Source organism: Nostoc sp. EspVER01 (assembly GCF_034530635.1).
GTDB lineage: Bacteria > Cyanobacteriota > Cyanobacteriia > Cyanobacteriales > Nostocaceae > Nostoc.
This window is the reverse complement of sequence record NZ_JAVRCS010000079.1, coordinates 1-5180: the sequence shown is the minus strand read 5'-3', so window position 1 is coordinate 5180 and position 5180 is coordinate 1. Positions and strand designations below refer to the sequence as shown.

Sequence of the window (5180 nt, the reverse complement as noted above, 5' to 3'; positions counted from 1 at the left end):
TATATTTTCTCTCTCGACAATTAATCCACCCTGCCTCCCCGCAAGCGGGGAGGGGTTGGGGGTGGGGGTGGGGTTTAGGGACTTTTGCAAGAGGTCTATTTGTGACAAAGTTGGCGTGAAGTTTGATGAAGTTGTATTAAAGTTAGGAAACATCAAAAATCGGGAAACCTGGAAATAAAGTTTTACCCAATAAATAAAAACTAATGGATAAACAGCAAATTATAAAACTGCTAATTGGCGATTTGACTTGGCAACGGCTGGTCAAATCTTTAATCTTTATCTATCTATTTTTTGCCGCATTTGTATATTTTCGGGCAGATAGCATGATTTTTCTGTCTCAACCTTCTAGCTATCAAGATGATCCAACAATTCTGAAGTTAAGGAGTGGGGAAAATACAAATATCTCAGCTACATATTTATTGAACAATCAAGCTAAATATACTATTCTTTATTCTCATGGTAATTCCGAAGATTTAGGAGATATCAAACAGATTTTAGAAAAATTACACGCATGGGGTTTTAGTGTCTTTGCTTTTGATTATCGCGGTTATGGTACGAGTCAAGGAAAGGCGACAGAAAGTCATGCCTACGAAGATATCAATAGCGCTTACAATTATTTGACCCAAAATTTAAAAATCCCGCCTGAAAGAATTATAGTTTTGGGGCGTTCGGTTGGCGGTGGTTCGGCGGTCAATTTAGCAATGCAGAAACCAGTAGCTGGTTTAATTATTGAAAGCTCGTTTATTTCCGCTTTTCAAGTAATAGTACCTTTTCGGATTTTGCCTTTTGACAAGTTTCCCAATCTTGACAAGATAAAAAAAGTTAAATGTCCGATATTGGTGATTCATGGAAAAGCAGATAACATAGTTCCTTTCGCTCATGGAGAAAAGCTGTTTAAGGCTGCCATATCCCCAAAACTTTCTTTGTGGGTTGAAGAGGCAAACCATAACGATTTATTCTCGATAGCTGAAGAAAAATATCGTCAAACTTTGCAGGAGTTCACTAACCTTGTCAAGGCAAATCAGCAATTATCCCGTCCCAGTAATTCGTAATTGCTCTTTGTGAAGTCGTCATGAAACCTAAATAAATTCGGATGAAGTTCTGATGTGTGACAAAAGTAACATATCCTAGCATCAGAGATTTCTGGCAGAAATCTGTAAAATCAAAGATTCTACAAAGGCGATCGCATGAACAATGGTGTAATAATGCAGTATTACCATTGGTACATCTCCAATGATGGTACGTTATGGGACAAGCTGGATAAAACAGCCAATGAGCTAGCTAATGCGGGCTTCACTGCCTTATGGCTGCCGCCAGCTTATAAGGGCAGTGGTGGAGCATCGGATGTTGGATACGCAGTCTACGATTTGTTTGATTTGGGTGAGTTCAATCAAAAAAATACTGTTCGGACAAAATATGGAACACGCGAGCAATACTTAAGGGCTATTAAAACGGCACAGGATACAGGTATTCAAATCTATGCCGATGTGGTTTTCAACCACAAAGATGGTGGGGATGAAATAGAACGCATCTCGGCCCAGGAAATGGATTGGAATGACCGCAACCGTCCAGTCAGCGATTGGTACGAAATTGCAGCTTATACAAAGTTCAATTTTTCTGGTCGTGGAGATAAATACTCCAGTATGAAATGGTATTGGTGGTGCTTTGATTCATTATCATATAACGCAGATACCAAAAAGGCAGACAAGCTCTACCGTCTTAAAGATAAACATTTTGAGACGGAAGTTAGCTACGAACATGGCAACTACGATTATTTAATGGCGAATGACCTGGATACAGGTAATGGCTTCGTGCGCGGTGAGTTGATGTATTGGGGGCGTTGGTTTATTGACACCACAGGTGTAAATGGCTTTCGCATTGATGCTGTTAAACATATCCGCTCTACTTTTTTCCGTGATTGGTTAAATCACCTGCGAGTTCATTTTGGTGGGCGGGAACTGTTTAGCGTTGGGGAGTACTGGTCTCAAGATATCAATGCCTTACACGGTTATATTGCCTCTAGTGATGGGCGTTTGTCGTTATTTGATGTGCCTCTACATTTCAAGTTTCACCAAGCTAGTCGCCAGGGTAATAGTTTCGATATGCGATCGATTTTTGATAGAACCCTAGTTAAAGAACAACCTGCCCTAGCTGTTACCTTTGTCGAAAACCATGATACCCAACCTTGTCAATCTTTAGAGTCGCCTGTTGAACCTTGGTTTAAGCCCTTAGCCTATGCACTAATCTTATTGCGCCGAGAAGGCTATCCTTGCGTTTTCTATGCAGATTATTACGGGGCACAATATAAGGATAAAGGACGTGATACTACCCTTTACTCTCACCGTTTCTTGATTGACAAGTTCTTGAAGGCGCGTAGAGAATACGGTTTTGGCGACCAGCATGATTACTTTGACCATCCCAATACTATCGGTTGGACGCGCTTGGGTAATAGTAATCATCCAGGTGCAATGGCTGTAGTGTTGACCAATAGTTCACCAGGGAACAAGTGGATGAACATGTTCCGACCCAATCAGAAATTTTACGATGCTACAGGACATATAAACGATATCATTCACACCAATAACGACGGATGGGGAAATTTCCCATGTCCTGGTGGTTCAATATCGGTCTGGCTGCAAAAATAGTTTGAATAGAAAACTAAGGTTAAAGAGGTAGATAGTAAGGAGTTTTTTCCTCTATCTACCTCTTTGACAATAGTATTTGACGTAGAAGGCAGCAAAATTTTCAACAGGATTACGGAATGGCGATGACATCGCTTGAAGTCATAATCATCAAAACACAAACTGACTGCGATCACTGAACTTTTTGCTTGACTAATTCCAAGCAAAAAATCTTAAAACAGCCAAATAATTAAAGCTATTAAGGAGATAGATTAAGATGAGCGAGAATAATAACCCACAACCCAAAACAAAAAAACAACCTCCTAATACAATAGGAAAACCACCTAAGACTGAGTTTGTTAACTCCGAACAACAGCCTACAAGATCAGAATTATCAGATAAATAATTACTTTTGAATTTCTATTAGAAAATAAAGCCTCAAACCTTGATTGGGTGATAGTTTGAGTTTTCTGCTTGGATTATTGTTTGATGAGAGTGATGGAAGAGCGTTATATCATGTCTGTATAATTAGTTATGATTTGCTTTCCACAGTCATTGCACCCCACCCCCAGCCCCTCCCCGCCTGTGGGGAGGGGAGACAAAGCATAGCTTTGGCGGGGTGGGGTTCTTCAGGTTTAATAAGTAATCTAGCGGAAATGATATTACTTATTGATTCATTTATTCGATAAGGGCAAGCAAATGGTAAAACAAGTTCTGCCTGACTGCGACTCAAATGAAAGCGTACCGTGATGGCGATTTTCTACAATCCGGCGAACGGTTTCTAAACCAAGTCCTGAACCATGCCCTACTGATTTGGTGGTGAAGAAAGGTTCAAAAATGCGGGTTTTTATTTCAGGTGGAATTCCACTGCCAGAATCTATGATGTCTATATGAGCATAGCGATCGCAATGATGTGTTGTAATTTCTAGCAGTCCTTTACTATCCATTGCATCAATGGCGTTGTCAATTAAGTTCGTCCACACTTGATTTAGTTCACTGCCATAAGCAAAGATTTTTGGAAGACTTCGATCGTAATTGCGTTGCACTTGGACACCGCACTTGAGTTTATGAACAAACAATCGCAAGGTATCTTCTAAGCCTTGATGTATATCTACTTCTTGCTGAGTGCCTTGATCGAGGTAAGAATAAGACTTCATCGCTTGCACAAGTTCGGAAATCCTCTCAGATCCTCGCAAACCATGTTTAATCATCGACATGACTTCAAAGGAAAGTGCTAGCCAGTGTAATCCCATTTCTCGCAATTCTGTGTCATCGTTGCGCCAACGTTCCATGAGTTGCTCTAGGGTTTCAACCTCAACACCACCTTCTGCTAAAGGTTCTGCTAATTTCCATGCTTGGTTTACACCATAATCTTCTAACCATTCCAGCAATATGTCTTCGCGATCGCTTAGTGTCACCGGATCTAGGCGATTATTCAAAATCGCTTCATGGCCTAGATCGCGTACTCTCAACCAGTGTTGAGTATGGGCTTCGTCAACATTGCGTTGCCCATAAACTAAGTTCATCCGTTGTAACTCTAGGATAGCGGCTGGCATTTCTTTTAAAGTCCGAACCAGGGCTGCGGCTGGGTTGTTGAGTTCATGAGCAAGACCCGCGGCAAGTGTCCCTAAAGCTGCCATCTTTTCTCGCCCACGAATGAAAGACTCTAGCCCCCGGACACGACTTTGCATAATTCGGAAGACCATCCGCTCAAAATCACGACATTCATGCAGCAGTTTACGGAAATCTTCTCCTTTCATTTCATAGATGTGGCAATTCGTGAATGCCCGCATTGTCACAGGTGCAGGTTCATCTGTGAGTACTGGAATTTCACCAAAAAAGGATGGGGCTTCATGCTGCCCGATGGGAATTTCCACTCCTTCACTGCGGCGGGTGATGTTGATTTTACCTTTGACTAAGATAAATAAGCGACATACAGGATCTCCCTCATGGGACAACACTTCTCCAGCAGAAAGTTCAACTGTTTGAGCGCGATCGCAAACCCACTGCAACCTCTCTTTGGGAAGTTGTTGAAATGGGTCTAAGTTGATTAATTCCTCAACACATAACATCGATTAACCTCCTTTAGGGGCAGGGGGCAGGGGGCAGGGGGCAGGGGAGCAGCACTTCGGCTACGCTCAGTGACCGAGGGGCAGGGGGGAGGAGGGATAAGAAGGAGGTAGGGTTATATAAGTGTGTTTTTCTATGGAGAATTTTGGTTTAAATAGTTGAAGAAGGCTTTGTCTCAGTTTATCAGAATGCGCAAAAAACCCGATCCTTATATACGGTCTGACTTTTCACGGTATCTGGAAAACCTCTCTCTAAATCTCTTTCCTAAAAGGAGAGAGACTTTGAATTTTCCCCCTTCCCGATGCAGGAAGGAGGGCGTGTTTTCAAACTATTTACTTAGCCTCCTAACTTTTTAGATCCCCCTAAATCCCCCTTAAAAAGGGGGACTTTAAGAGACTCTTAGCCCCCCTTTTTAAGGGGGGTTGGGGGGATCTAACCCACATTCCGCACCTAAAAGTGGCACACAGAGAAAGCAGTAAGTAAAACAAG

The 5180-nt window shown here is 41.9% G+C and carries 3 protein-coding genes; 2 read left to right on the top strand and 1 reads right to left on the bottom strand.

Annotated features, from left to right (window positions below; genetic code table 11):
* Positions 1 to 203: 203 nt before the first annotated feature.
* Both RMX69_RS29350 and RMX69_RS29345 read left to right on the top strand, forming a co-directional pair.
* Positions 204 to 1052, top strand: a complete 849-nt coding sequence (locus RMX69_RS29350; protein ID WP_322639539.1) for an alpha/beta hydrolase — start codon at positions 204 to 206, stop codon at positions 1050 to 1052.
* A 135-nt stretch (positions 1053 to 1187) separates the two neighbouring features.
* Positions 1188 to 2645, top strand: coding sequence for an alpha-amylase (locus RMX69_RS29345; protein ID WP_322639538.1), 1458 nt, complete (start codon positions 1188 to 1190; stop codon positions 2643 to 2645).
* A 650-nt stretch (positions 2646 to 3295) separates the two neighbouring features.
* Here the strand turns inward: RMX69_RS29345 and RMX69_RS29340 are convergent.
* On the bottom strand, positions 3296 to 4693 hold the full coding sequence (locus RMX69_RS29340; RefSeq protein WP_322639537.1) for an ATP-binding protein: 1398 nt from the start codon (positions 4691 to 4693) through the stop codon (positions 3296 to 3298).
* Between the last annotated feature and the right edge of the window lie 487 nt (positions 4694 to 5180).

Excerpts from the sequence above, each read along its gene's own strand:
- RMX69_RS29350 (WP_322639539.1), top strand. The coding sequence starts at position 204 with ATGGATAAACAGCAAATTATAAAACTGCTAATTGGCGATTTGACTTGG.
- RMX69_RS29345 (WP_322639538.1), top strand. The coding sequence starts at position 1,188 with ATGAACAATGGTGTAATAATGCAGTATTACCATTGGTACATCTCCAAT.
- RMX69_RS29340 (WP_322639537.1), bottom strand. The coding sequence starts at position 4,693 with ATGTTATGTGTTGAGGAATTAATCAACTTAGACCCATTTCAACAACTT.